Annotated in this window: 24 protein-coding genes; 3 read left to right on the top strand and 21 right to left on the bottom strand. The window is 38.8% G+C overall.

Annotated features, from left to right (window positions below; all coding sequences use genetic code 11):
- Positions 1 to 161: 161 nt before the first annotated feature.
- From glmM to MWH30_RS03630, 9 genes are all read right to left on the bottom strand, one after another.
- Positions 162 to 1,502 (bottom strand): phosphoglucosamine mutase, encoded by a 1,341-nt coding sequence (gene glmM, locus MWH30_RS03670; RefSeq protein WP_248662698.1) that lies wholly within the window; start codon positions 1,500 to 1,502, stop codon positions 162 to 164.
- A gap of 301 nt (positions 1,503 to 1,803) precedes the next feature.
- Positions 1,804 to 2,742, bottom strand: coding sequence for a cysteine synthase A (cysK, locus tag MWH30_RS03665; protein WP_248662697.1), 939 nt, complete (start codon positions 2,740 to 2,742; stop codon positions 1,804 to 1,806).
- A 177-nt stretch (positions 2,743 to 2,919) separates the two neighbouring features.
- A complete protein-coding gene (locus MWH30_RS03660) occupies positions 2,920 to 4,065 on the bottom strand; it encodes a trans-sulfuration enzyme family protein (protein WP_248662696.1) in 1,146 nt (381 codons plus the stop codon).
- A 148-nt stretch (positions 4,066 to 4,213) separates the two neighbouring features.
- Complete coding sequence (locus tag MWH30_RS03655) at positions 4,214 to 5,287, bottom strand: hypothetical protein (RefSeq protein WP_248662695.1); 1,074 nt, start codon at positions 5,285 to 5,287, stop codon at positions 4,214 to 4,216.
- A 119-nt stretch (positions 5,288 to 5,406) separates the two neighbouring features.
- Positions 5,407 to 6,165 carry an outer membrane lipoprotein-sorting protein gene (locus tag MWH30_RS03650; protein WP_248662694.1) on the bottom strand — a complete coding sequence of 253 codons (759 nt, stop codon included), beginning with the start codon at positions 6,163 to 6,165 and terminating at the stop codon, positions 5,407 to 5,409.
- Positions 6,166 to 6,216: 51 nt separating this feature from the next.
- Positions 6,217 to 7,476, bottom strand: a complete 1,260-nt coding sequence (locus MWH30_RS03645; RefSeq protein WP_248662693.1) for an ABC transporter permease — start codon at positions 7,474 to 7,476, stop codon at positions 6,217 to 6,219.
- A 24-nt stretch (positions 7,477 to 7,500) separates the two neighbouring features.
- Positions 7,501 to 8,745, bottom strand: a complete 1,245-nt coding sequence (locus MWH30_RS03640) for an ABC transporter permease (protein ID WP_248662692.1) — start codon at positions 8,743 to 8,745, stop codon at positions 7,501 to 7,503.
- Between the two features lies 1 nt (position 8,746).
- Positions 8,747 to 9,436 carry an ABC transporter ATP-binding protein gene (locus MWH30_RS03635; RefSeq protein ID WP_248662691.1) on the bottom strand — a complete coding sequence of 230 codons (690 nt, stop codon included), beginning with the start codon at positions 9,434 to 9,436 and terminating at the stop codon, positions 8,747 to 8,749.
- Positions 9,437 to 9,486: 50 nt separating this feature from the next.
- Complete coding sequence (locus MWH30_RS03630; protein WP_248662690.1) at positions 9,487 to 10,137, bottom strand: TetR/AcrR family transcriptional regulator; 651 nt, start codon at positions 10,135 to 10,137, stop codon at positions 9,487 to 9,489.
- A gap of 158 nt (positions 10,138 to 10,295) precedes the next feature.
- On the opposite strand from MWH30_RS03630, the gene MWH30_RS03625 reads away from it, so the two are divergent.
- On the top strand, positions 10,296 to 10,838 hold the full coding sequence (locus MWH30_RS03625) for a hypothetical protein (RefSeq protein WP_248662689.1): 543 nt from the start codon (positions 10,296 to 10,298) through the stop codon (positions 10,836 to 10,838).
- Positions 10,839 to 10,890: 52 nt separating this feature from the next.
- Here MWH30_RS03625 and MWH30_RS03620 read toward each other — a convergent pair whose 3' ends face one another.
- The 4 genes from MWH30_RS03620 to MWH30_RS03605 all read right to left on the bottom strand — a co-directional run bounded on the left by MWH30_RS03620 (position 10,891) and on the right by MWH30_RS03605 (position 15,460).
- Complete coding sequence (locus MWH30_RS03620; RefSeq protein WP_248662688.1) at positions 10,891 to 11,766, bottom strand: formate/nitrite transporter family protein; 876 nt, start codon at positions 11,764 to 11,766, stop codon at positions 10,891 to 10,893.
- A 393-nt stretch (positions 11,767 to 12,159) separates the two neighbouring features.
- Entirely contained in the window at positions 12,160 to 14,403 is a 2,244-nt protein-coding gene (locus MWH30_RS03615) for a sigma 54-interacting transcriptional regulator (RefSeq protein ID WP_248662687.1), read from the bottom strand.
- A gap of 232 nt (positions 14,404 to 14,635) precedes the next feature.
- Positions 14,636 to 14,872 carry a glutathione S-transferase N-terminal domain-containing protein gene (locus tag MWH30_RS03610; protein ID WP_248662686.1) on the bottom strand — a complete coding sequence of 79 codons (237 nt, stop codon included), beginning with the start codon at positions 14,870 to 14,872 and terminating at the stop codon, positions 14,636 to 14,638.
- A gap of 36 nt (positions 14,873 to 14,908) precedes the next feature.
- On the bottom strand, positions 14,909 to 15,460 hold the full coding sequence (locus tag MWH30_RS03605) for a transglycosylase SLT domain-containing protein (RefSeq protein ID WP_248662685.1): 552 nt from the start codon (positions 15,458 to 15,460) through the stop codon (positions 14,909 to 14,911).
- A gap of 306 nt (positions 15,461 to 15,766) precedes the next feature.
- Here MWH30_RS03605 and MWH30_RS03600 point away from each other — a divergent pair, with 306 nt between their 5' ends.
- Entirely contained in the window at positions 15,767 to 16,054 is a 288-nt protein-coding gene (locus tag MWH30_RS03600; protein ID WP_248662684.1) for an ACT domain-containing protein, read from the top strand.
- An 18-nt stretch (positions 16,055 to 16,072) separates the two neighbouring features.
- Entirely contained in the window at positions 16,073 to 17,434 is a 1,362-nt protein-coding gene (locus tag MWH30_RS03595; RefSeq protein WP_248662683.1) for a PFL family protein, read from the top strand.
- A gap of 232 nt (positions 17,435 to 17,666) precedes the next feature.
- Here the strand turns inward: MWH30_RS03595 and MWH30_RS03590 are convergent, their stop codons facing one another.
- The 8 genes from MWH30_RS03590 to MWH30_RS03555 all read right to left on the bottom strand — a co-directional run bounded on the left by MWH30_RS03590 (position 17,667) and on the right by MWH30_RS03555 (position 25,974).
- Complete coding sequence (locus MWH30_RS03590) at positions 17,667 to 19,010, bottom strand: DUF512 domain-containing protein (protein WP_248662682.1); 1,344 nt, start codon at positions 19,008 to 19,010, stop codon at positions 17,667 to 17,669.
- Positions 19,011 to 19,031: 21 nt separating this feature from the next.
- Positions 19,032 to 20,045 (bottom strand): tRNA (adenosine(37)-N6)-threonylcarbamoyltransferase complex transferase subunit TsaD, encoded by a 1,014-nt coding sequence (gene tsaD, locus MWH30_RS03585; protein WP_248662681.1) that lies wholly within the window; start codon positions 20,043 to 20,045, stop codon positions 19,032 to 19,034.
- Positions 20,046 to 20,063: 18 nt separating this feature from the next.
- Complete coding sequence (gene rimI / locus MWH30_RS03580; protein ID WP_248662680.1) at positions 20,064 to 20,534, bottom strand: ribosomal protein S18-alanine N-acetyltransferase; 471 nt, start codon at positions 20,532 to 20,534, stop codon at positions 20,064 to 20,066.
- Positions 20,535 to 20,561: 27 nt separating this feature from the next.
- Positions 20,562 to 21,266 carry a tRNA (adenosine(37)-N6)-threonylcarbamoyltransferase complex dimerization subunit type 1 TsaB gene (gene tsaB / locus MWH30_RS03575; RefSeq protein ID WP_248662679.1) on the bottom strand — a complete coding sequence of 235 codons (705 nt, stop codon included), beginning with the start codon at positions 21,264 to 21,266 and terminating at the stop codon, positions 20,562 to 20,564.
- Positions 21,244 to 21,717, bottom strand: coding sequence for a tRNA (adenosine(37)-N6)-threonylcarbamoyltransferase complex ATPase subunit type 1 TsaE (gene tsaE, locus MWH30_RS03570; RefSeq protein ID WP_248662678.1), 474 nt, complete (start codon positions 21,715 to 21,717; stop codon positions 21,244 to 21,246). The genes tsaB and tsaE overlap by 23 nt, the downstream gene beginning before the upstream one ends.
- Positions 21,718 to 21,759: 42 nt before the next feature.
- A complete protein-coding gene (locus MWH30_RS03565; RefSeq protein ID WP_248662677.1) occupies positions 21,760 to 22,266 on the bottom strand; it encodes an ECF transporter S component in 507 nt (168 codons plus the stop codon).
- Between the two features lie 30 nt (positions 22,267 to 22,296).
- Positions 22,297 to 24,735: a tetratricopeptide repeat protein gene (locus MWH30_RS03560; RefSeq protein ID WP_248662676.1), complete on the bottom strand. Its 2,439-nt coding sequence runs from the start codon at positions 24,733 to 24,735 to the stop codon at positions 22,297 to 22,299.
- 75 nt (positions 24,736 to 24,810) lie between these two features.
- Positions 24,811 to 25,974 carry a M20 metallopeptidase family protein gene (locus tag MWH30_RS03555; RefSeq protein WP_248662675.1) on the bottom strand — a complete coding sequence of 388 codons (1,164 nt, stop codon included), beginning with the start codon at positions 25,972 to 25,974 and terminating at the stop codon, positions 24,811 to 24,813.
- Between the last annotated feature and the right edge of the window lie 252 nt (positions 25,975 to 26,226).

Genomic DNA, 26,226 nt, shown 5'->3' with positions numbered 1-26,226 from the left:
AATAGCTATTTTTAACTCTCTTTGGGCCCACAGTCACCTATGGAGTTTAAAGAGTTAATTATTAGGCAAATAGCTTTACCTAGAGGCATCCGCCGAAAAATTCGATAAACCTCTTCCTCGTCAACTCAAGCTAATCAACTCAAGTTCGGGCGCTTTAATTATTAGTTTAACTCCTCTTCAATTACTGCTGCTGTCTGATTAGCCAGCTTTTCAATCTCCTGCTCATCTTTCCCTTCTACCATTACTCTAATCACCGGTTCTGTACCGGAAGCTCTCACAAAAATACGGCCCTGCTCACCTAACTGCTCTTCCACTTGGGCAATACTCTCCTTAATTTTTGGCTTATCCCCCCATTCTTCTTTATTAGCCACCTCTACATTAACTAAAATCTGCGGAAAAGGAGTCATTACAGTAGCTAATTTGGAAAGTGACTTACCTGTCTCCACCATCACTTTGATTAACTGCAAGGAAGTTATTATCCCATCCCCGGTAGTATTATAGTCGGAAAAGATAATATGTCCTGATTTCTCTCCCCCTAACTGATACCCCTTAGCTAACATCTCCGCTAATACATAACGATCTCCATTCTTAACCGTTACCACTCTACCTTCTACTGCTGCTAAAGTCTCCTTTAAACCTAAGTTACTGTATTTAGTAGCCACTATCGTTTTTTTAGCTAAGTTATCTTGATCAATCAAGTAACGAGCACAGATAGCCATAATCAAATCGCCATCAATTAAATTCCCCTGCTCATCTACAGCTAAAACTCGGTCAGCATCGCCATCGTAAGCAACTCCTAAATCTGCTTCCTGCTCCACTACTGCCTGCTGCAAAGCTTCTGGGTGAGTGGAGCCACAGTTTTGATTAATATTTGTACCGTCAGGAATATCGTTTAAAGTTATTACTTCTGCTCCTAGCTCCTTGAAAATTCGAGGAGCTACTTCATAGGCTGCTCCATTAGCTGTATCCATTACCACTCGCAATCCGCAAAGATCAATAGCCATTTCTTCCTTAAGATACTGCTGATAATAACTTGCCGGGCTATTCAAAGTATCGACTCTTCCTACCTCTAATCCCGTTGGCTGAGGCAAAGTTTCTAAACTATTAAAAATCAAGTCTTCAATCTCCTGCTCCACTTGATCGGTTAACTTAAGACCCGCCCTATCAAAAAACTTAATTCCATTATCCGCTACTGGATTATGTGAAGCCGAAATCATAATTCCTGCCTCTACCTCTAACTCTTTACTTAAGTAAGCCAACACCGGCGTAGGTACTACTCCGGCCTTTAAGACATCAGCGCCAATAGAGTTAATTCCAGCTACTAAGGCTGCCTCCAACATATCGCCAGAAATCCTAGTATCCCTGCCGATTATCACAGTCGGCCTTTCAATTTCCTTAGTCAGTCTATAAGCCCCTGCTTTACCTAACTTAACAGCTAGCTCAGGAGTTATGTCCTGATTAGCTACTCCCCTAACTCCGTCTGTACCAAATAACTTTCCCATTCTGCGCCTCCTTTAAAAATAAATTAAACTCGACAACCGCTAAACTAATATCTTGAATTTTATTCCAAATGTTTTCTTAAAACTCAAGATACACTTCATTATATGCTAAAAAATCAATAAGTGTCAATTCCAAAAAAAAGAATTATCCCCCCTTTTTCTCTCTAGAAGCCGTGCTTGTCCTAAATATAAACAAACTTGCTTATAATTTTAATATATATTAAGCAATAATTAAAGTAAATCTGGCAAAAAAATAAAACAGAGCCAAAAAACTCTGCTTTTATCTAAAGTATCTGCTTTTAAATTATTCCTCTCGATTAAATAAGGTAGTAGAAAGATAACGTTCACCTGTATCAGGCAAGAGCACTACCACTGTTTTATCCTTGTTTTCTGGTCTTTTAGCTATCTCAGTAGCAGCATAAGCCGCCGCTCCCGAAGATATACCTACTAATAAGCCTTCATTAGCTGCTAAATCTCTGGAAGTAGCAAAGGCCTCCTCATCAGCAATCTTAAAAACTTCATCGATCACCTCTATATTCAAAACCTCCGGAATAAAGCCAGCTCCAATCCCCTGAATCTTATGCGGGCCCGACTCCCCACCAGACATCACCGGCGAGCCTGTAGGCTCCACAGCTATAATCTCTATCTCTTCGTTTTTCTCTTTTAAAGTTTCACCAACTCCAGTAATAGTACCTCCCGTACCAACTCCGCCTACAAAGATATCGATTTCACCATCGGTATCGCGCCAGATCTCTTCAGCAGTAGTCTGACGATGCACCTCCGGATTAGCTTCATTCTTAAACTGCTGCGGCACAAAAGAGTTTTCCTTTTCCGCAGCTAACTGATCTGCCTTTTCAATAGCTCCCGGCATTCCTTCACTGCCTGGAGTCAACACCAACTCAGCTCCTAAAGCCTGCAACATATTTCTCCTCTCTACACTCATAGTATCAGGCATAGTTAAAATTAATTCATATCCTTTAGCCGCCGCTACAAAGGCTAGCGCAATTCCGGTATTCCCACTAGTCGGCTCAATAATCACCGTATCCTCCGTTAACAAACCCTCAGCCTCGGCAGCCTCCAGCATAGCCTTACCAATTCGATCCTTAACACTACTACCGGGATTAAAAGACTCCAGCTTAGCTATCAATCTAGCCTCAACATCTTTAGCCTGTCCATAGCTGTTCAACTCCACTAACGGTGTATCACCAACTAAATCCACCAAACTACCTGCAATTTTAGACATGCTTTTTTCCTCCTTATATTTTTTAATCAAATTTTAGTGCTTTTCCATAAACATCAACTTAAGCCGAATACTGTTAAATTAATAAATCATTAAAATCAAATTTAAAGCTATTGGAACCACTAATGAGCACGAATGAACACGAATTAAAAAACATTAAAATTTTGAACTTATGTTTTATCAGTTCTTTAATCCTCGTTCCAAATCCTCAACCAAATCCTCTGCAGCCTCTATTCCTACTGATAAACGTAACAGACTTTCGGTAATTCCTAATCTACTTAATATCGACTCTGGTATATCCTGATGAGTCTGGCTCACCGGATGAGTAATCAAGCTCTCCACCCCACCCAAGCTCTCAGCAAAAGTAATCACTTCTAGGCTCTCCAAAAGCTGCTCTACTAACTTAGGCTCCTTAACTGTAAAAGAGATCATAGCTCCAAAGCCGGAAGCCTGCTTACATGAAATATCATAGCCTTCATGCTCAGATAAACCCACATAAAAAACCTCTTCTACTTGCTGATGCTCCTGCAAAAACTCTGCTATCTGTAAAGCATTACTCTGCTGCTTATCCATCCGAACTCCCAAAGTCTTAATCCCGCGCAGCATTAACCAGCTATCGAAGGGAGATAGGACAGCTCCTACACTCTTCTGAATTAAGCTTAAAGAGTCCGCTAGTTCTTCATCTTTAACCACAGTAAAGCCGGCCAAAGTATCGTTATGACCGCCTAAAAACTTAGTCCCGCTATGTACTACTATATCGGCTCCTAGCTGAAGCGGCTGTTGATAATAAGGGGTTAAAAATGTATTATCTACAATAGTTAATAAGTCATTATTTTGAGCAATTTCAGCAACTGCTGCTATATCAGTAACCTTCATTGTCGGATTAGAAGGAGTTTCTAAAAAGATAGCCTTAGTATTTTCTTGAACCGCTGCTAAAACGTTTTCTATCTCACTAGTATCCACATATGTAAACTCCAGTCCATAGCCAGCATAAATCTCTTCAAATAATCGATAAGTACCTCCATAAAGATCATCAGCCACTACTATCTGCTCTCCTGGCGAAAAAAGCTTAAATAGATCTGTTATAGCAGCCATCCCACTGGAATAGGCAAAAGCAGCCGTGCCCGCTTCCAAAATAGCTAAGCTTTCCTCCACTTCTTGCCGAGTAGGATTCTGCTCCCGACTATAATCATAACCTCTTCTTTGATCTGTAGTATCTAGATGCTTAAAGGTAGCACTTTGATAGATCGGAAAGCTCACCGCACCAGTATAAGGGTCAACTTTTTGACTACCATGAACCACCTTGGTTGCAATAGATTTACTCAATTTTCTTTAACACCTCCTGTTGATATCTGATCAAATCCATTAATCCCTATAGATTTAGTAGGTTTAAAGGTAGGATACCACATTAATTAGCTTATGTCAAATCTAAAAGGGGCTAATCTTCAAAAAGCAGACTATATTCAAAGCAATCTTAAAAATAATAAGTTAAGCCAGCAGCAATTCCAGAATTAAAGTCACCTTCACGATTTCCATATACTCTACTATCCACTCTCAGTTCCAATCCGCCACCTAAATCACTGATATAATAAGGAACTAAAACTGCCTGCTGCTCCTCTGTTTCCATCATCATTACCACTCCTAGGTCAGTAAAATAATCCAGACTAGTAACAAGGTTAACAGTTAATAAATCTCCACCCCCAAATATATTAAATTCCTCTGTAGCATCTACCTCAGTAGTATTCCTCTCGGCTTCTCCGCCGCCAATCTGTAAAGCAGCTAGTTGTCCAGCATTAAAGTTTTGCTGCAAAAATCGAAAGTATTCGGCTTGCAAAAGCACCTGCCGACCGCCATAGCCATTATAACCACCGACTATCCAACTATAATCAATTCCCAGTTGAAGCATAAAGTCATCTTCTTGTGTATTTTGCTGATGAAAATATCCAACTGAACCGTAGCTTCCTAAGTCGCCAATATCTCTATTATAGGTCATTCCGGCCCGTACTAAATTATCATCTTCAAAGTCAGAATCATTTCCATTCTCGTCAACTTTATTTATCTTGATAGGCTGATAACTTAGATTAAAACTCAAATCATAGCCGCTTCCAGGCAGTCTCAATCGCAAACCATAGCCCAATTCATCCAGTTTGGAAGCTAAGTCCTCCGATTCAGAGCCTAATCCAGGAAATGAAGTAATCAACTGCAAGTTACGACCTCCACCCAAAGAACGATGCCAACGCAAGCCATCAATTCCGGGAGTAATTGTCTCTTCACCTAAATCTTCTATCCCTAATCCATAATCCAGCAGATTAATCATAGCCCCATAAGACCAGGAAACAGGCTGCCGGCCCATTGTAAAATGACCATTCTCTCTTCTCCGCCGAAGATACATATACCTCAAATCTGTCTCCAAAGCACCTCCTACTAAATCCAACTGCCAAACTAACCTAGGCTCTACAGTAGCTGACTGTGGAAAATAAAGCTCAAACTCCCCCCGACCGCTAAAATCAGCCTTTAAATCATTATCATAAAGTAATCCACTATCCATTTCAATTTTCCCACCTATTTCAATGGCTTCTGCTTTGGTGGTAAGTAATACACATAATATGAGTAAATATAATGCTATCTTGATTTTCAACTTCACTTTTTTCACCTCCGAGTTGTGGTCTACTCCAATGTCTCCAAGGAAATTTTACTCTCTGGAATATCGTAATCGAAATCAAGCTCCTTAATCTGTAAAGTAGTCTTGCTCTCTGCTTTTAATTTATTATTCATAACAACTTCAACTGGAAACCATCGCTGCCCAGGAAACTCTTTAACCTCTTTAACTTCCATTACCTTAAGCAAACGTCCCCCAGTACTAAAATACTCTTCTTTTAAGATCACAAAACGCTCCTGATCGATCCAGATTTTACGCTGATAATAAGAGGCATCTTTATCTTCACGAGCTACAGCAGAAACAACATAAGTATCCCTGCCATTAATAACTTCTTCTCCTTGCAATTCAAAGTTATAAAGCTCTGTCAACCGTTGAGACTCCATTATATCCTCATAGGAAAAATCACTGCCCATCATTCCTTCCCGCATCATATGACCGGAGATACTAACCAAATCCTCAGCAGCAGGGAAGTACATCCACAAATCATCACCTAATTTCAGATATCTAGTACCTCTATCCCTAGGATTTGTAAACTCACTTAAACTGTTTTCACCTTTGGTATAAGAATACATCTCTTTAATAGTTTCTCTACCCCTATCTTCAATTATCATTTTTGCCTCCATGCGAGCAGATTCAAGGTACTCATTTTCATCCACCCGTTCCATTATCTCCTCAGCCGTTAACTCTGCTGCTAACACACAGTTTGAATATCCTCCAGACACCAAAAACAAACTCAGGATTAATAAAGTAAAGACTACTTTTTTCATCATTACTCCCCCCATAAATATAGTTCTTTGTAAATACTTAGCTTAAATGATCTATTCATCAATATAGTGCAAAGCAGCTGCCGGTTCCAATTTTGCGGCCTGATAAGCTGGATAAAGGCAGGCTAAGGTTACAATCACAACTCCCATTATAAAACTGACCACTAAGTTTTCAAAGTTAAAGGCTAGATAAAAAACTGGTTCAATTAAAACATCCATCTCTCCTAAAGCCTCTGCAAAGGCTTCTACATGAAGTCCTGCTCGTGAATAATAGAAAGTAATTAAACCTCCCCCCACTACTCCTAACAGACTACCTATTAAGCCCATAAAAGCTCCTTCCAAAATGAATATCTTCATAATATCTCTACCTCTAAGTCCTAAAGCTGCCATCATTCCTATTTCTGAAGTCCTTTCCCGAATAATCATAGTTAAAGTACTTATGATCACCACAGTTCCCATTAGAATAAAAAGTATATAAACCAAGTTCATAATATCTCCTACCTCATCATAAGTTTCTACCAGCGGATCAGCCTTATTCCAAAGCACCGTCGAATAATGATCTGCGCTCCTTTCAGCCAATAAAAAATTAATTTCAGTCTGTAAAGCATCAGCCCTACGAGCATCAGCACCAAAAACTAATACTTCCGTCACTTCATCTTCAAACCACAATATATTCTGAGCTGTTTCTAAAGGCAGATAAAAGAAGTTATCATCTAATTGGGGTACTCCTGAATCTCTAATACCTACTACCTGAAAAGTACGGCCTTGTAAAGACTGATAAGCATCAACAAACATCAAGGTAACTCTATCCTCAAGCTCTGCTCCTAAGTCTGCTAATAGGCCCTGTCCTACTAAAATTTCATTTTCTGTCTGCGGCATTCTCCCTTTTTTAATCTCCTCCGCCAAGAAACCATAATCACTTTCAGCAGCAGGATCAATTCCTACTCCAATCATTCTTAATAAATTATCATCAATACTGGCCATAGCTCCAAAGCGAATTCTAGGCAGTACGTGTTCTACCTTATCAAGCTCTCTAAGCTCCGCCAGCATTTCTTCTACTCCATCCCCAGCAAAGCCATCTACAGTATAATCTAAAGGTAACAAAGGCTCTCTTAATTGATATTCGGAGTCTGTTATTCTGACGTGACCAAAATTATTATCAATATACATCCCAAAACTTGATTCTGTAAAACCTACCATCAATCCCCGAGCAAAAATAACAATCATCACTACGGCAGTAACAGCCACAATAGAAATAAAAGTACGGAGCTTATTACGAGTTAAATTACGTGCAGCAATTTTTAATAAATACATCTTTTTCACCTCCAATATCTCTTTTTATCTGTGATGAATTGCTTCAACAGGATCTTTGCGAGCTGCCCAATAAGAAGGAATTATACTAGCGACTACAGCAATTACTATTACAAATAGAAAAATCATCACAAAGGAAGAAGGATTCCAAACGCCATAAATTCTACCACTCATAGGTAGTCCCAACTCAGCTACATCCCAAAAAGACTCTACGTCAATACCAAAAGTAGCAAATAAAGCATTAACTATTGCTGCCACTGTACAGCCAATTAATCCTCCAATTACTCCTAGCCCTCCGGCTTCTAATACAAATACCTGCACTATCTGACTCTCTTTTAGTCCCATAGCTTTCATCATTCCTATTTCCTTTACTCTTTCTAAAGCAGATAAAACAATAGCATTAATAATCCCAATAGCTCCTACCAGCAAAATAAGAGCCAAGATAAAATAAGTTTCTAAATAACCCCAAGCCTCAAGTGAAGTTAACATTTCTGAAGCATCGCGATAAGAGCGAACTTCATAAGCTGAATCTGCTAATTTATCGCCCAGTTTATCAGCTTGGCTAAGGGCTATATTTCTATTATCCATTCTTAACATTAATTGACTCACTTGATCCTCACTAACTCCTAAATACTTAACAGCATAATCACGGGCAACAAGCACCGTTCCTAAGTTCATCTCTGGATGAGGAGTAGATACAATCCCCTTTACTTCACCTTCAATAGTGCTGAAGTAATCCTGTTTATCCCGAAAACGCAAAGTATAAAAATCTCCTACTTCTAAATTGAAAAACTTTGCTAATTGAGAACCGATTACCACCCCCGAATCCCCTGCTTCAACAAACTCCCCTGCTACTAAATAGTCTTCATTTTTAAAGACTTCACCGAAAGTAGTCGGCTCTATAGAGCGAACCAAGACAGGGAATTCTTCTCGACCAGCAATAAAATTAGCTGAAAAATCTAATACAGGAGTTAAAGCTGAAAAGCCTTGACTAGCTTTTAGTTCAGCCAAGATATCCTGGCTAGGGCTAAAGGTTTCTGCCAAAGGTAGTTCTTGCTTAGCATCGGCTTCGGCAAAGAAGTTTTCTCGTGCTATCTCTATATGCGGTGTCTCAAAATCAATCACATTACCGAAGGATAAGTCCATCATTCCCATCATAAATGAATCCAACAATAAAAAAGTTATCACCGCTAAGGATAATATGCTGGCAATAATCAAAGTCCTTTTACGACGGCGAAATAAGTTCCGAAATGCAATTCGTAGCAGATACATGCTAGCCCCTCCTTTCTTCCTTAGAAATCATCCCGTCCCGAATCTCCAATAAACGATGGGCATACTTCATTACCAATGGGTCATGAGTGGAAAAAATAAAAGTAGTTTTTAACTCCTGATTCATCTTCAGCATTAGCTCCAATACTTCCTGACTGGTTTCAGAATCAAGGTTAGCTGTCGGCTCATCGGCTAAGACTAAATCGGGCTCCTTGACTAAAGCTCTAGCTATTGCTACCCTTTGTTTCTGACCACCGGAAAGCTGATTGGGCTTTCTAGCTAACATTTCCCCTAAGCCAACCTTTGTTAAAATATTAGTTACTCTTTCTTTAGTCTCCGGGCCCTGACTACCTTCAGCAATTCTCAAAGCAAATTCCACATTCTCATAGGCAGTCAACACGGGAATTAGATTATAACTCTGAAATATAAAGCCAATATGCTTCCGGCGCAGCATAGCCAGTTGATTTTTATCCATCTCTTTAATGCTCTGATCCAGAATTTCCACCCGACCCTTAGTCGGCTTATCTAGGGCCCCAATTATATTCAGCAAGGTGGTCTTGCCGGAGCCAGAAGGGCCAAAAACGGTAGTAAACTCTCCCTTCTCAACTATTAAATCAATTCCTCTAAGAGCCGGTACCGCAATCTCCCCTTGTTGATAAATCTTTTCCACAGCTTCAAACTTTAAAAGTGGCATACTATCCCCTCCTATTAAGCTAAAGTTAACGTAAAAACTTCGATTAATCACTAACTATTTTTTTCGATTCCATTCCTAATAAAGTATAAAATTTTATCAACAAGGTGCATCAACTTATCCTTGCTCAATTCTGCTAAAAGATCCTCCTCATTGTCAAACTCTAACTTTTTCCAGAAATAATCCTCCAAAACCGATATATTCAGTTGAGTTATTAAATAAGCTGTAAATTCAATATCGATGTTAGGATCAATCTCTTCTTTTTTAATCCCCTCTTCCAAAAGCTTAATAAAAAATTGATCGCTTTTTTGCTCACTCTTATCTAGTATTTCCTCTTTAAGCTGATTATCGAGATTGATAATCCTAAAGGCAACTAATTGCAGGCGAGGATGCTCCTTAGTAAAACGAAAGCCGGCTAAATAGAGCTCTCTTAATAATTCAAAAAAATTAAGATTCTGTTTTTCAGCTACTGCTTTTGAAATATAAGTCATCTTTTCCTCAGTTATTAATTCAACAATGTACTTAAATAGATCTTTCTTATCGCTAAAGTATTGATAAAAACTACCTTTGGCAATATCCGCCTCTTCAACAATCCGATTAATACTGCTTTTATGATAAGGATGTTGGGCAAATTCCTTAATAGCAGCATCCAAAACTCTTTCTCGTTTTTCTTCCGGTAAATTAAAAAATGTCTCGCTAGGCATATCTTCTCTCCTTTCTTTAAAAATATTAATATGACTAAGAAGTCATATGACTTCTTGGTCATATTCTACTAAAAACTTTTTATTCTGTCAAGTACTATTTTTAAAAGGAAGTTTAGACCCTTTAGCGAAGTAATATTTAATAGGAAAGGGGAAATCAAATGAATAGTGATATTATTATCCGCGAGCAAGCTGAACACTACCGCATCTTAAAAATTCCTGTCTTTAGAAAAACGGCGGGAGTCACCTTCGATTTAATACCAATGGAGCACTTTCCTTCCATAGACTCCATTGACCGGGTGCTCCACGAAAGTAATGCTGTCTCACCAGGGCCCGTAAAAGGAGTAGAACGCCCTTGGTATATGCATCCTCACCAGACCGATAACCTAGTAGTTATGCAAGGAGTTAGATTTGTAGAGCTTTATTCACTATCAACAGGAGAGTTGGAGGAGTTTGAGGTGGGCCCTGACTATATCAAGCAAGATGGAGAGCTGATCTTTGAGGGAGGCTGTATGCTGACCTGGCCTACTCAGGTTTTTCACCGCATCATTACGGGCCCTGAAGGCTCAGCTTCCATTAACTTCGCCAGCCATGAAGAAGGAATCTCTATCAAAAATAACTTTAATATCTACGATCTAGATTTAGAAAGCGGTGAATATGAAGTACTACGCCGGGGTCATGAAGATCAATTTGATATTTTTTAGCTTATCAATCTTAAAAGGCTCCTTCATAATGCAGGAGCCTTTTAAGATATTCTTATGATTTAGACATAACTTCACTCTCTTGATAACTTAGTTCTGGACTTTTAACCTTACTGTTTTTCTTATGAACTACCCAATAAACACTGCCAATTAATATTCCACCACCAATGATATTACCAGCCGTCGTTGAAATTAAATTATTCACAAAGCCCATCCAGTCTAATTGAGCTAACTGAGCAGAGGTCACAGCAGCCTCTCCAGCATACTCTCCTTTAGCCAGTATTCCCGCCGGTATATAGTACATATTAGCAATACTGTGTTCAAAACCACCTACAACAAAGGCCATGATTGGAAACCAAGCAGCAAGCACCTTACCCATCATGTCCTTAGCTCCAGTGCCCATCCAGACAGCAAGACAGACTGCAAAGTTGCAAAGTATCCCCCTAAAAAAACCAACATTAAAGGGAAGATTAGTTTTAGAAGCTGCTATCTCTACATGGAAGCCTCCTAGCAATCCCTCCGAAGTAGAGAATAAGCCAGCATTATAAACTAACCAAGCAAAGGCTATTGAACCAATTAAGTTCCCTAAGTAGACTAGTGTCCAGTTTTTCATCATTTCCTCAAAAGTAATCTTTTTATCCAAAAGACTTAAAAATAATAACGTATTTCCAGTAAAGAGCTCAGCTCCAACTACCAAGATTATTATCAAACCCACTGGAAAGACCGCTCCTTGCACAAACTTAAGTAAACCATAATTATCAGCAACCATGGCGTGAGAGGCCACATTCGAAGCATAAGCTCCAAAAGCAACAAAGGCTCCAGCCATGATTCCCAATAATACCATCTGTAAGCTACTCAAGTGCACCTTCCTAACTCCAGCATCAATTAAAGCATCCACTGTTTCACTTGGTGACAATAAGTTCTTTTCCATTTGATATCCTCCTTTTTTGTGATTAGATTCACTTATTATATAATGCAATTTTCATGCCAAGCATTTATAAAAAGAGGGTCAATTCTCTAATCTCCTAGAATATCAACGTTAATGACCGCTTCTAAAAATTAGTCAAATTTTTAACTCTCCAAAGCCTGTTTATTTAAAATACACCTTATTTATTACTAAGCTATGAAAAAGGCTCAACAATAACTTTTTAATCCCGTAAAATAGCACTTATCAACAGTTATCTAGATTTAGAGAAAGCTAATTGCTAATTAACAGCTATTAGTAAGCTTATTTGATTATTGATCTATAAATAGTCGTTAAAACTACCAGCTAGATAAAGTGTCCATTTTTTATACGCTGTTCTTTTCTCATACAAAAAACATTTTAAAAGCTATACCTATCCAGCTTTTGATAGAGAGTAGAGCGAGAAATCTGCAATAATTCAGCTGCTTTCTTTTTATTACCCTTGGTTAAATTAAGTGTTTTCTGAATTGCTTCTTTCTCAAGCTCAGCAACCAGCTCCCCTAAAGGCCTTATCCCCGTCTCTTTATTCACCCTGTCAGTAAGCCCACTATTATTTTCACTGCTCTGCTCAATTATATAGTTAGGCAACTCCTTAACTTTAATTATCTCGTCAGTAGCTAAACTAAAGGTTTGAATAATTAAATTCTCTAATTCTCTAATATTACCTGGCCAGTCATAGCTCATCAACTTAACTAAAACCTCATTTGACAGCTTTTTCCTCGGGATTTTCTCTTCAGCAACTAGTTTAGTAATAATATAATCCACAATTACCGGTAAGTCCTCTATCCTCTCCCGTAAGGGAGGAATCTTAATAGTAATCACATTTAACCGATAATATAGATCCTCTCTAAACTTATTTTTCTTCATTTTGTGATGAAGGTCACAATTAGTGGCAGCAATAATTCGCAAGTCTACCTCCAAGGCCTCATTTCCACCTACACGCTCTATCTCCTTTTCCTGTAATACTCTCAATATCTTAGCCTGCATCTGAAGCGGCATATCTCCTATTTCATCTAAAAAGATAGTTCCTTGATCAGCTAGTTCAAACTTACCTGCTTTTCCATCTTGGCGGGCTCCAGTAAAAGCCCCTTTTTCATAACCAAAGAGCTCCGTTTCTAATAGAGTATCAGCAATAGCAGCACAGTTAACTTTAACAAAGGGCCCGCTTCGCCTAGGACTAGCATTATGAATAGCATGGGCAAATAACTCTTTGCCAGTTCCACTTTCGCCCAAAATTAAGATAGTAGACCTTGTCTGAGCAGCCTGTCGTGCTTGAGCTTTAAGCTTTTTTATTTGCTGGCTCTTACCCTTAATATCTCGAAAACTATACTTAGTATCTTTATTTAAAGACAGCTTTTCTTTATAGTAATCCACCTCTTTTTGAAACTCTTCCAAAAGATAAGGTAGACACATTTCTATCTCTGCTAAATCCTGATAAACTGCTATAGCTTTTTCGCGACAAGTAGAATAACCACAAACTCCACAGTTTAACAGATCACTCTCAGTAAACTTATTAGTATAATTGAGGATTTCCTCTATCTCTTCTTGATTAGGCATTGGTAGTTCCACTACTCTACGCTCAAACTGGCGACTAAAATCTAAGCTGGGCAGCTTATCCTCCTTACTACTTTCCTTATTACTTACTCCTTGTTTCTCTAAAAACTCATTAATTAACTTTTCTCTAGCAAAGATAGATAGCTGACTATCTATCTCCGGGCCATCAATACAGCCCTGACAAAAAAGCAAATCCAAAAGTTGAACCTCTATTTCTTCCTCAGAAATAGCCTCCAATAAGCGAATAACACTCTGACTCCCTTCAGTAATTAATGCTTCATCGGCAGATAAGCTATCCAAATTAGCTACTAATCCTCCCGCTAAAGGAAAGTTATCACTGTGAGGCAGTTTACTTAAAGCAAAGCTACTCAGTTCTAGCTCTCTAAGCTCCTCTATACCTTGATTACGAAAGATCTCTTTAATTTCCTTAAAGGTCAATACCGCATCTATAATTTCAGTTGCCTCTTCTTGTTTTATTTCAGACTTTTTAGCAACACAGGGCCCAATAAAAACTACTCTAGACTTTGGATGCTCCTTTTTAATTAATTTAGCCACTGCTATCATAGGAGAGACCAAAGGAATCAAATTAGGAACTAATTCAGGATAGTATCTCTCTATCAAATTGGTTATAGCCGGACAGGCTGTACTAATTAAATTCTTAAGTTCAGAGGTAACTAAATAGTCATCATAGTCTTCGAGCAACATCCTAGCTCCCAAAGAAACCTTATACACTTGCTCAAAGCCCGATCGTTGTAAAGCAGTAACTACCTGCTGAGGCTTACACTCTGTAAAGGAAGCAATGAAGGAAGGGGCCAAGCAGGCTATTAACTTTTCCTCGTATTGTCTCCATTTAGCAATCTCAGCTTGATAGTCTTTCATCCGCTTAGCTCCCTGAGAACATACACTGAGACAATAACCACAACTAATACATCTTTCTGTTACTATTTCAGCCTTACTATCCTTCACTTTAATTGCCTTAACAGGACAGTTTTGCACACAAGCATAACACTTTTGACATTTAACCTCACTTACTGTAACTATAGTAGACACTTAAATCCTCCTCCTTTAGTTAGTTGTGATAAAAATTTCACAAATCTGAAGTAGGTTTTAATCCAAAAGATATTAAAGAGGCTCAATATTTTATCTTAATTACCTAATTCTACATCTAAATACAAGTATCCTGCAACTATAAAACTTTGAATTTACTGTTGAAAGCCTAAGCTTTGTCTAGCTCTAAAAGCGTCAGTTATTAACTGACGCTTTTAGCAACTTATCTAGCTGATTAAGAACCATATTTTTCTTCCAAATAAGCAACTATCTCACTGGAATCATAAATCACAGTACCATCACCATCCTCCAACACCGGCACCTTAATCTGTCCTGATAGCTCCTTAATTTTATCTCTTTCACTCCTAGCTTTAGGCACTTCCTCCACTCGATACTCTAATTCTAATTCTGTTAGCTTCTTTTCAACCTTTTGACAGTAGGGACAAGATTCAAATTGATATAATATTATCATAAATCATTTTTCCTTTCTATAATTTTTATTCTCAAATTATCTTAATGCCTCTTGATAGTAGTTCTTCCGACCTAAAACTCTAAATAAATAGTCTAGATAAAAAGCATCTTCATCCTCTATTCCGCTATTGGGCCCGCGATTATAGGCTACAATAACCTGATGTATATCACCAAATCTATCAATTAACTTACTCAAGTAATATACCGGCAGTCTAATCCCCAGCTCCAGCGGATCTAACATCCTCCATTCAGAATACTCCAGTCCTAACTCTGCCGCCAAATCCTTAGCTAAATATCTTTTCATGCTGCCAATCCCTATACTTCTTCCTTCATCGTAATCTCCTCTAGAAACAAAATTAGTTTCTGCCTCTAGAATAGCTAGTACTAAAAAGGGATCTACATTATACTCTTCAGACCACTTTAAAATACTTTGGGCGTACTGACTAGCTCTAGTCCTAGATAAACTAATACTAGTATTATAAGCCTTATCATGCACATAATAAATCCTATCGGCAATATAAGCCTCTTGGGCTTGTACCGAAATAGGAATTAATAAAAAAATAACTACTAAAAAAACAATCCTTCTCACTGCTAACTCTACCTCCCACTTGATTATTTTATCAATCACCTCTTAAGCTCTGAGATGACAAATTAATGCAAAAAACTCATCCATGCCATTTGGATTTGACAACTATGGAATTTTATAGCTACATTTTAGATGTAGCAAAGCTATACATATGTATATATTATAGTTCTATTACCATTAATATGCAAATAAAGGCTAAAAAAATTTATGATCTCAATAATTAAAGTTCAATTGACAAGAGTTCTAAAATCAGATATCATAGTTATCAAAATCACTAATTTTTATAATATAACTATGGAGGTGCCCAAAGTGGAACTAGAAGATAAGAATAGAATTGTAATTACCGTTTTAGGAGAAGATAAAGTAGGTATTGTTGCTAAGATGACCGGAGTATTGGCTAAATACGAAGCAAATATCTTAGATATCAGCCAAACCTTACTCCAAGACTTATTTGCTATGATTATGTTAGTTGATATCTCCAAAACAAAGATCAGCTTTGAAGAGTTAAAGGAAGAGTTACAGTCTGCTGGTCAAGAGCTACAAATGAAAGTAATGGCTCAACACGAAGATGTGTTCCGGTATATGCATAGAATATAAATTGAGGGGGTTAAGTCAATGTTAATCAATCCTGATGAAATTCTAGAAACTATAAAAATGATTGAAATGGAAAACTTCGATATTCGAACTGTAACTATGGGGATCAACCTTAAGGACTGTGCCCATCCCGATATCGAAGTAGTAAGAGAAAATATATATAATAAGATAATCGAGTATGCAGGCCAGCTAGTAGAAACTGCTCAAAAAATGGAGGTTAAATATGGAGTTCCTATTGTTAATAAAAGGATTTCGGTTACGCCGATCTCTATTGTAGCTGCGGCCTGTGAAGAAAGTGATTATAGCAGTATTGCCGAAACTCTAGACCAGGCTGCTAAAAAAGTAGGAGTAGACTTTATTGGGGGCTTTTCTGCTTTAGTACATAAGGGACATACTAAGGAGGAAAGAAACTTAATTAACTCCATTCCTAAAGCCTTAAACAAAACCGACCGAGTCTGTTCTTCGGTTAACGTAGCTACTACTAAAGCGGGAATTAATATGGATGCTGTGCTAGAGATGGGCCAGATTATTAAAAAAACAGCTGAATTAACAGCTGATGAAGGGGCTATTGGCTGTGCTAAGTTAGTTGTCTTTGCTAATGTACCGGAGGATAATCCCTTCATGGCCGGAGCTTTTCACGGAATAGGCGAAGCTGAAGCTACTATCAATGTGGGTATTAGCGGGCCCGGCGTAATCAAAAATATAGTCGAAGATATTCCCGAAGTTAACTTCGATGAATTAGCCGATCGGATTAAAAGAACTGCCTTTAAGATTACCAGAATGGGTGAATTAGTAGGTCGAGGAGTCTCTAAAGAGTTAGCTATTCCTTTTGGAATTGTGGATCTGTCTTTAGCTCCTACTCCAGCGGTAGGTGATAGCATAGCTAATATTTTAGAAAATATGGGCTTAGAAAAATGTGGAACTCACGGCACCACTGCTGCCTTAGCTCTGTTAAATGATGCTGTTAAAAAAGGCGGAGCTATGGCTTCGGCTCACGTAGGCGGTTTAAGCGGAGCTTTTATTCCGGTCAGTGAAGACCAAGGAATGATTGAAGCAGTCGAAAGCGGAGCTTTGGATCTCAATAAGCTAGAAGCAATGACTTCAGTCTGTTCAGTAGGTTTAGATATGATCGCTATTCCCGGTGCTACTTCGGCGGAGACCATTGCTGCTATTATTGCTGATGAAATGGCTATCGGTACCATCAACCAAAAAACAACGGCAGCCCGGATTATTCCTGTTCCGGGCAAGGAAGTGGGCGATGAAGTGGAGTTTGGAGGTTTATTAGGTAGGGCCCCAATTATGGACATCAACCATTTCAGTTCCGCTAAATTCGTAAAGCGAGGCGGTAGAATCCCTGCTCCTTTACAAGCCTTGAATAATTAACAGTGTATAGTTAAAAACCTAAACTATTAAAACATTAAGTTCAAGTTCTATTTGACACTGACTAAGTTCGGACAAAATCTGACTAAAACATAAAAGCTTAAAAAAATTAAAGAACTAAAAGATTTTAAGATCTAGTTAGAACTTAGTCAGATTTTAGTCAGCACCCCAAGGGCATTTCTTTCAGGGCATGTCAAAAAAGCTTTTAATGTTTTGAACTCCGGTTAACTAAATATCACAATACAACTAAAGGAGCTTCTAATCTAGACTCTATTTCCTCATAGGAGCTCCCTGTTAAGTCATTCCCCCACTTATTAAAAGGAGTTTGGGGAATTAAAACTAAATCGACCTCTTTTAATTTGGCTTTATGCTTTTCAATAGCTGTTAAAAAATCACTAACCACCAACAGGCCAGCTGCCATAATATTGCCGCCGAAAAACCTATTTTTGACTAGTAAGATATCGATTTTAGAAAATAGATCAGGCATTAGCTCTTCTAAAGCTAATTTAATCACCCTTTGTCCCAATAATGAAGTTAAAATAACTACCCTTTCGGCAGCTGCCTGCTCAACTTTCGCTTTAATCTTTTCTAGCCTAGCTAAATCAATATCGTAATCTAAAACTACTCCCGACTTATCTCCAATTGATTTTCTTAAATTAAGTGTAGAAACTCTTCCGGCCCGTTTATACTCAACTTGAGGGTCCTCAGCAGCTACTAACCTCTTAAAAGCTTCCACTCGCAAGGGAAGTTCTGCTCCTTCCACCTTTAATAGCTGATCCCCCCTCCGCAGTCCAGACTTATCAGCGGGTGAATCTTCTATACTCCCTCTTAGTTTCACCTTTAAATTCTCAATTAAAGGAGGTTCTACCGTAATCGGTACTCTATACTTATAGTTTAGGTCATCCAGATAACGATTTAACTCCAACCACAGCCGGAGATCAAACTGCAATTCTTGAGGAGCTAATTTAGTACAACCAGGTAGAAAGACTCTAATAGTTTTAGCATTATTTTGATTTAAAAAATCGATAGTATTTTCTAAATCATCCCAACTGCTAATAGTAGGCAAAGCTACAATACTGCCGTGATAAGTTACTTCCTGTCGAGCTAAATAACCTATCTGTTGTAAGATATTTTGATTCTTACAGTCCATTAGCTGTTGACGATGCTCCAAAGAAGCAGTATTCAAGGATACATTCAGCTCAATGAAGTTTAAGGTCGCTAATAATTCCACCGTTTCTCTATCCAATAAGGAGCCATTAGTAGTAATCTGAATCTTGGTTTTAGGAAAGCGCCGCCGTAAATAAAGTAAAATATCCTTAAAATCTGGATTAACAAAAGGTTCACCTTCCACCAAAGTAGTAGTGGATTCACCAATTACTATCTTTTGAGCTGGATCTAAAAAGTCAGCTACATCTTTAATCTGCTCCAAACTACGATGTCCATAGGTGAAAACCTTAACCTCCGGTGGATTATAACGATGACTGCAAAAGAGACAGTCTAAATTACACTTTGAAGTAACAGGCAAAATATTATACTCTTGAGCTGAAAAATAAATTAACTCCTCTAACGAACTACTCATCCTTCTCACCTTCCTTTGCCTTTACTCTAACTTCAAATTCGGTTCTGCATTGAGATCATAGCCGGCCCAGTTTTGCTGCTGCCAATGATAATAGGCTGCACTAGCAATCATGGCTGCATTATCAGTACATAACTTTAAAGGAGGAAAGTAAAGCTTAACTCCCAGAGCAGATAGCTCTTCCTCCAACTCAGCTCTTAGCTGACTATTAGCAGCCACACCTCCTGCTAGCATAACCTGCTCTACTTCCAGCTCTCGAACGGCTTTAGTAACTTTAGCCACCAAAATATCCACTACAGCCTGTTGAAAACTAGCTACCAAATCGGCCTTAACTATCCTTTCACCTCGCTGCTGCTGATTATTGATATAGTTCAAAACAGCTGTTTTTAAACCGCTAAAGCTAAAATCATAATTATCAGCATCGATTAAAGGCCTAGGTAACTGAATAGCATCTGCCTCACCTTGAGAAGCTAATTTATCTATAGCTGGCCCCCCTGGAAAACCTAAGTCCAAGACCTGAGCTACCTTATCAAAGGCTTCACCTACGGCATCATCACGAGTTCTGCCTAAGAGCTGATAATCACCTAGTTCTTGAAAATAAAGTAAATCCGAATGACCGCCAGAGACAGTTAAGCAGACTACTGGTGCTTCTAAATTTTGATGAGCAATTAAGTTAGCATAAATATGGCCTTCAATATGATTAACAGCTATTAAAGGCAGTTCCTGACTATAAGCAATAGCTTTAGCAGCAGCTATCCCCACTAAAAGCCCCCCTACTAAACCCGGGCCGTAAGTAACAGCTACTGCCGTCAAATCTTCAAAATCAACTTGCGCTTCACTCAAGGCCTCCTCAATTACCGGATTAATCAGCTCTAAATGCTTTCGTGAAGCTATTTCCGGCACTACCCCTCCAAACTTACGATGCCAGTCTACCTGCGAAGCAACTACGTTAGCTAAAACATCTCTCCCGTTACTAACTACTGCCACTGCTGTTTCATCACAAGAGCTTTCAATACCCAATATCAATCTATTTTCCATAATTAAAACCCCTTAATTCTATTCCGCTATTCTCTTCCACATAATTACCGCATCCTCTTGGTTGTCCTGATAATAATCTTCTTTAGTTCCAATCTTTTGAAATCCATAATCTAAATAAAGATTCTGAGCTGCTGTATTAGTAACCCGCACTTCTAAGGTAACCTGTTTAATATTTAAATTCAAAAATCTGCCCCAAGCTTCCTCTAATAAAAACCTAGCTACTCCCTGCTGTCGATAAGCAGGAGCTACCGCTAAAGTAGTTATATGGGCTTCGTCTAAGACCAGCCAAGCTCCTATATAACCTAAGATTTTATTTTTCTTCCTCACCAATAAATACATAGCATAACGATTTCGAGTCAATTCTCGTTTAAAGGCTCGGCGAGACCAAGGGTTGGAAAAGCACTCTGCTTCAATCTCCAATACCTCATCTAAGTCTGCCACCTCCATCGCTTCCAAAGTCAACTCTTCTATGTCAATTTGTGCTTCCAAAGTACTTATCATCCTTATCTAAGAGAATTAATCACCTACCCAGTCTCGTTCAGCCTGAGATAGTTTAAGGTAGTTAGGCTTTACTCCTACAAAGTCACTTCCTTGCCCTGCAGCAAGCTTAAGCGCTCCTACTCTAGCTAAGACTCCACCGCGCGGTAAATGATATAGCTTAGGCACAAATAAGGCCTGCTTTCCTAGTTCTTTTTTTATTAACTCTCGGTATTTCTCAACAGCAGGGCCCACAAAAAGCACCTCACCTGAAAGCTCCTGCTTAAGCCGCTCTAAAAGCTTGACTACAGCTAAAATCTGTTCAGGCAAACGAAGTTTTTTTAAGCCCTCTTGCTGCTGGCCCTGATAAAGAGCAGTATAGACTCGCTCCCGCTTAGCATCAATCAGCGGACAGATAGCCCTTTCTGTCTCTAATAAAGCATTAGCTAAAAGCTCCAAAGTAGAAACTCCTACCATCTCTAAATTCCAAGACTGAGCCAAAGTCTTAGCAGTAGCCATCCCAATTCTAATTCCGGTAAAAGAACCGGGCCCTATTCCAGTTACTATTCCCTCTAAATCCTGTCCTTCCACTCGAGCTGCTTTCAACAACTCAATAATTTGAGGAAATAAACGCTGTGAATGAGTTAACTCCAAATTAAGATTAGATTCCGCTATCAACTTCTCCCCCTGATAAAGGGCAACTGCTCCTACAGAAGTAGCACTATCCAGAGCTAAGATTAACATTCTTCTTTAACTCCTCCAATAAAGGAATATACTTATTAGCCTGAGGAATCAGCTTAATCGTACGCTCCTGCTGTTGACCTTTAATAATAATATTTAGATAATTATCAGGCATCAAAGAACCAGACTTATCAGGCCACTCAATAACACTTACTCCCTCACTATAAATATAGTCTTCAAAACCTACATCATGTAACTGTTGTTCATCAGAAACTCGATAAAGATCTATGTGATAAGCCGGCAGCCTACCTTGATACTCCTTAATCAAGTTATAAGTAGGACTAACTATCTCTCTATCCACTCCCAAGCCTTTCATTATCCCCTTAGTTAAGTAGGTCTTACCAGCTCCCAAATCACCCTGCAAGCAAACAATATCTCCACTATTAAGTATAGAACCTAACTTTCTTCCCAACTCTATGGTCTCCTCTGGACTTTCACTTTTCAGCTTTAACATATTTTTCACTCCCTTTCACTTAGTATTAGTCTGCATATCAAACTACTTAGCTTTATCCCAAACCTTCATTATTAATACGGTAATAATTACCGCCACAACAACCTCCGGAATCCCATGACTAAGAGCAATTCCTACTGCTGCCTCTAAAGGCAAGTACTCCTTCCAGACCACTAAAGCCAAAACTCCCAAAGTATTAGTTAAGGTACCTACCACCGCTGTTATAGCTACCGCCTGAGAATGTCCAGAAAATAATTTGTAGCTATAACCAGCTAAAACAGCAATCAAAACCCTAGGTAAAATAGCAATCACCGGATCGGCAAAAAAAGGACTTCCAGCTCGCAAAAAACTGAAAATACCAAATATCAAACCTACCAAGCTACCTACTAAGGGCCCTTCTAAAATAGCCCCCATAATCACCGGTACATGCATAATAGTAGCTGCTCCTGCCGGAGTAGGTACCGGAATAAAACCGAGCGGAGTCATCCCTAGAACAATACAGACCCCTCCTAAGATTCCGGCTACTGTAATATCCCTTACTTCTAGCTTCATCAACTTTAACCTCCATGTCTCTTAATTCTTTTACTTAACTCCCTTAATCAAAAGTTTAAGTTCTGCTAACAGTTCAGCCTGCTGACGCTGAGTTGAAGAACTATTAAAGCGGTCTATAATTTCCTCTACTGTCCGATAATTACCTTGTACAGCTTCAATCTGACCTAGATAGAAATAAACTTCCTCGTAATAAGCATTTCTATCCAAAGCTTCCTTGTACTTCTCAGCAGCTTCATTAAGCTCTCCAGCCCGGCGTAACTGATCTCCTTCTAATTTATATTCATGGCCATGTTCAGTGGTAGTAGCCAGATCCTCTTTTAACTCCTGTATCTTAGTATTAACCTCTAAGGCTGATGTTAACAGTTCAACTAATTCTTCTTCTGGATCAAAGCGCTTAATATATTCTAAATTAGATTTGGAGTCTGAAAAATCTTCGGTAATCAGTTGAGCTACAGCTAAGTTATATATAGCCTGTAAATTACTTAAATCTTCATCTCGAGCTCCTTCCCAAAGCTCCATAGCTGCCACTAAGTTCCCGTGTTCAAACTTAAGTACACCTAGCTTATTATAGGTTTCAGTATTAGCTTCCAATTCCAGAGAATTATAGTACTCCTGCATAGCTAATTCATAATTAGCCTGTTCTTTATAAATTTCAGCCAAATTAGCATGGATGTCTGCCAAGGAACGCCGCACCCAAGCATCTACCGGATCTTCAAACTCGGCAATTCCCTGTTTATAAGTAGCAACAGCTAAATTATCCAGCTCATAATCCATAAATAAATTACCTAATCTAGTATAATCATTGACCTGGAGACTGTATTCATCTAAGATTTCATTCCAAATAGCTAAAGCTTCATCTTCATCCTCGGCTGCCCAATATCCCTTACCAAGTTTAATCTTTACATCAAGTTCTTGCGGACTCTTTTCTAAAGCCACTTGATAATTATCAATAGCCGCCTTATAGTTTTGATGTCGATAATAAAAGTCAGCCAGTTCTTCATATCTCATCCAACTACCATCTAACTGAGCTGCATACTTAAATAGCTCTCTCGCCACAGCAAAGCTATCCATTTTTTCATAACAACGGGCCAGCTTTCGATAACCCCAGCTATCCTCAGGATCAACTTGAATAGCCTGTTGGTATCTATATGCTGCTTGTTCATAGTCTCCAGCCTCTAAATAAAGATCTCCTGAATAAATAAGATACTGAATATTTTCTGGAGATAAATCAATCAGTCTATCCAATACATTTTGAGCATTATTCAAAACCGTTTGACTTAAAGACGAACGTCGATAAACCCAAAAGAGACGTTGTAAATACCTTTCATTATTCGGCTCCAATCGAACAGCAGTCTCTAAGGAATTTCTAGCCTGACTTCGATTTTGCAGCTCTAAACTTAGCTCAGCTCGAGTAAAGTGCAGTTCACTTTTTTCATATTCCACAGCTAAAGCCTCTTCAATAACTTCTAAAGCCTGCTGATACTTACTCTGATCCTCATAAATAGCAGCCAACTGCTGATAATACTCAATACTCTGCTCAGCTTCGCTTTCCTCAATTAGCTCTCTTAATATCTCCACTGCCTTTTCACTTTCCAAAACCTCATGGTGGAGCTTAGCTAGCTGAAACCTACTTTCAAAATCCTGAGGATTATCGGCCACAACTTCTTCTAACTCATTAATTTCCGCTTGAGCATCATAAATAAAGCCCATAGCAAAGTCCCGATCTCTTAAACCATCGTTGACTACCCAGCTCTGATAGCTGATTTCCAATATCTTTTCTTCCTGGCTATTATGAACTTGAATTAAATTAGGCAGCCAAACCTCATCTTCTAGCTCTCTATAACCTTTATAATCAATAGCAGCTGCTAACTCTCCTCCTCCATCAAATACTTCAATTCGGAGAATAATCAACCGCTCCTGCTCTACCCACAAAACCTGCTTTCCAAATATATTACTCAACTCTAAAAGATATATGGGCTCCTCATCTACTTCGATCTGACCTAATAACTGCAAATCATATAAATCATCTAAATTTTCCAAAGGCTCTTGATAGTCTCGCTGTCCAGTAATCGGTAAAGCTCGTTGAACTAACGAATAGTCTGGAGGTAAATAAATCCAAGGCATAGCATTGAGTAGCCTACCTACTTCTGTACCCCTAATTTGACCAAAGGTATAGTTATTATCCACCAAAGAACGATTCGGATTCCTCATTAAGTTAGTTTGATAGGTAATTAAATCCTCTTCAGCTAAAAAAACCTCTGAAATTAAAGACCCTCTAAAGTCCTCTATAGCCTTAAAATTATCGCTAACTGCTTCAATTATCTCTTCTGCACTCTCTTTAGCTGCCAGCTCTTCTTCAACGAAAGTCGAATCTGATTCTATATCTTCGAAGCTCTGAGCTTGCACGGGAAAGTTAAATAAAAAAGAGGCTAAGATAACAATCAACACCAACACCTCTCGTTTTCGCAAAGTTCTCACCTTCCTTATTATAAATACTATACTTAATACTTATTAATTCTAGACTAAGAAAACTTTCCCTTTATTCTAATTATAATTTAGGGCACTTTCAACAAAGGTTATAATTCCAATTTCCAAAGCGGCTTCATCGAAATCAAACTGAGGATGATGATTAGGATAAGAATCAGGAAACTTACCTGCCCCTAGACGGTAAAAAGCTCCCGGTACTCGCTGACAATAATAAGCAAAATCTTCAGCTCCCATAGAAGGTTCAGTTGCTCGCTGTACTTCTACCACTTCCACCAAAGAAGTTAAATTTTTCTCTAAAAAGTCTACTAAACTAGCTTCATTGTATAAAGGAGGGTAACCTAAGATATACTGTAGCTCATAATCAGCATTATGGGTCCGAGTAATACCCCGCACCACCTCTTCAATTAAGTTTGGTAAGCGCTCTCTAAGCTCCGGGTCAGTACTCCTCACCGTCCCCTTTAGTCTCACCGAATCAGCAATTACATTATGCCGATAACCACCTTCTATCTTACCTAAAGAAATAACCGCTGCTTGATGAGGGGATATCTTCCGGCTAACTATAGTCTGTAAAGAAGTTATCACCTCTCCAGCTACCAAAATAGCATCCACTGTCTGCTGAGGAGCAGAGCCGTGACCACTTTCACCTAAAACAGTAATATTCAACTGATCAGCCGCAGCTGAAAAGGCTCCTGCTTTCAGCTCTACCACCCCAGTTAAATGATTAGTACTGAGATGTAAACCTAATATACTATCAACTCCCTCCAAGACTCCTTCTTTAATCATCGGCAAGGCACCTCCCGGGCCCTCCTCAGCCGGTTGAAAGATAAAGCGTAGATTAGTATTGAGCTCCTGACGGAAGCGATCCAAAATAACAGCCGTCCCCAAAAGAATAGCTACATGACCATCATGCCCACAAGCATGCATAACCCCTTCATTTTGCGAAGCATACTCCACCCCAGTCTGCTCTTGAATAGGCAAAGCATCCATATCAGCTCTTAAGGCCAAGGTAGGCAGCTGTTCATCTATCTGCAAATCAGCCACTACGCCTGTCTTAGCCACTCCAGTCCGTACCTGTAAGTCAGTTTCAGCCAAGACCTTAGTAATTTTAGCAGCCGTAGCCTCTTCCGCAAAGCCTAACTCCGGCTCCCTATGTATTGCCCGCCGCCAGCTAATAACTTTATCTTGCAGTTGGGCAATGGATTTTCTTATTTTTTTTTTCATTCTTCGGATCAGCCTCCCCTACTTTATTTCAATTAATAATTAACAATGAATAATGAACAACTAAAAAGCAAACCAATATCGCGCTATTGTTTCAAAGGATAGAGGCGACGCAGAGCTAGTGCCAATGGTGATAAATTAAGATCAAAAGATAAAGTTCAAGATCTATTTGACACTGACTAAAATCTGACTAAGTTCTGACTAGACATTAAAACATAAGTTCAAGAAATCATTTAAAGGTTTTAAGGTTTTGTC

Source organism: Fuchsiella alkaliacetigena (genome assembly GCF_023227765.1).
Classification (GTDB): Bacteria; Bacillota; Halanaerobiia; order Halobacteroidales; family Acetohalobiaceae; genus Fuchsiella; species Fuchsiella alkaliacetigena.
Note: the sequence above shows the minus strand (reverse complement) of the source record. Positions and strands in the feature narration are given on the sequence as shown.